Annotated in this window: 1 protein-coding gene; it reads right to left on the minus strand. The window is 69.5% G+C overall.

What is annotated here, in order from left to right:
* Positions 1-184: 184 nt before the first annotated feature.
* The coding region (gene acs, locus ON39_RS11480; RefSeq protein WP_051186521.1) for an acetate--CoA ligase at positions 185-2,051 on the minus strand (1,867 nt) is incomplete at its 5' end.

Genomic DNA, 2,051 nt, shown 5'->3' on the forward strand with positions numbered 1-2,051 from the left:
AGGCAGGCGGCGGTCAGCAGGAGGGCGCCGAGAACGGCGCAGAGGCGAAGCACGGCGACTCGCACACCGTGATTCTAGCCAACGCGGGTGCCGCGAGATCGGTCATCGCGCACCACGACACCCGGTGCGACGGACCCGTCCCCTCATCGCCATTTCGGTGGCCGGGTCCGTCGCGGGGCGGGGGCTACCCCCGGGCGATGGCCTCGAAGACCTTGGGGTCGACCAAGGTAGAGGTATCGCCGAGCTCGCGACCTTCCGCCACGTCGCGAAGCAGTCTGCGCATGATCTTGCCGCTGCGGGTCTTCGGCAGCTCCGGCACGAGATGGATCTCGCGCGGCCGCGCGATCGGGCTGATCTCCTGCGACACAGCCGATTTCAGCTCGGCCACCAGGGGATCGCCGGTGGTCGCCGCGCCCGCGGTGAGGATGACGAACGCGACGATGGCCTGCCCGGTGGTGGCGTCGCTCGCCCCGACGACCGCGGCCTCGGCGACCGCGGCGTGCCCGACGAGCGCGGATTCGACCTCGGCCGTGGAGATCCGGTGGCCGGACACGTTCATCACGTCGTCCACCCGGCCGAGTACCCACAGGTCGCCGTCGTCGTCGAGCTTCGCGCCGTCGCCCGCGAAATACCAACCGGCGGAGGCGAACCGGTCCCAGTAGGTCTCCCGGAAACGCTGCGGGTCACCCCAGATGCCGCGCAGCATCGACGGCCACGGCTGATCGAGCACCAGCAAACCCGCGCTGCCACGGTCGAGTTCGGTACCGTCGTCGTCTACCACCTTGGCCGAGATGCCGGGCAGCGGAGCCATCGCCGCGCCGGGCTTGGTGGCGGTGACGCCGGGCAGCGGGGAGATCATGATGGCGCCGGTCTCGGTCTGCCACCACGTGTCCACGATCGGAGTCCGGTTGCCGCCGATGACTTCTCGGTACCAGCGCCACGCCTCGGGATTGATCGGCTCGCCCACGCTGCCGAGCAGCCGCAGCGAGGACAGGTCGTGCGCGTCGGGAATCTCCCTGCCCCACTTCATGAACGTCCGCACCAGCGTCGGGGCCGTGTAATAGATGCTCACCCCGTACTTCTCGATGATCCGGAAGTGCCGGTGCTCGTCCGGCGAGTTGGGCGTGCCCTCGTAGACCACCTGGGTGGCCCGGTTGGCGAGCGGTCCGTAGACGATGTAGCTGTGCCCGGTGACCCAGCCGATGTCGGCGGTGCACCAGTAAACGTCCTGTCCCGCTTGGTGATCGAAGACGTTGTGGTGGGTGTAGGCGGCCTGGGTGAGGTACCCGCCGGAGGTGTGCAGGATGCCCTTGGGCTTTCCGGTCGTGCCGGAGGTGTAGAGGATGAACAGCGGATGTTCCGCGTCGAACGCCTGCGCCTCGTGTTCGGGCGAGGCGTCGGTGACGGTGTCGTGCCACCACAGGTCGCGGCCCTCCGTCCACGGCACCTCGATCCCCGTGCGCCGCACCACCAGTACGTGTTCCACAGTCGAGTGCGCCGCGCCGAGCGCCTCGTCGACGGCCGCCTTGAGCGGCGCCGCCGCCCCGCGCCGCCACTGCCCGTCGGTGGTGATCACCAGCCGCGCCCCCGCGTCGTCCACCCGCTGGCGCAGGGCGGTGGGGGAGAAGCCGGCGAACACCACCGAGTGGGTCAGACCGAGCCGGGCGCAGGCGAGCATCGACACAATGGCCTCGGGCACCATCGGCAGGTAGATGGCGACCCGATCACCCGCCCGCAACCCGAGCTCGGTCAGATAGTTGGCCGCCCTCGAGACCTCGTCGCGAAGTTCGCTGTAGGTGATGTCGCGTGAGTCGCCGGGCTCGCCTTCCCAGTGAATGGCGATCTGGTCACCGTGCCCGTCGAGCACGTGCCGGTCGACGCAGTTGTAGGCGACATTGAGCGTGCCGCCGACGAACCACCGTGCGACCGGCGCGGCGCTCCAGTCCAGAACCTGCGACCAAGGCTGCTCCCAGTACAGCCTGCGCGCCTGCTCGGCCCAGAACTCCAGCCGATCGGCCGCCGCCAGTTCGTACAGTCCCGCATCGGCGTTC

The sequence above is a fragment of the Nocardia tenerifensis NBRC 101015 genome, from assembly GCF_000308715.1.
Lineage (GTDB): Bacteria > Actinomycetota > Actinomycetes > Mycobacteriales > Mycobacteriaceae > Nocardia > Nocardia tenerifensis.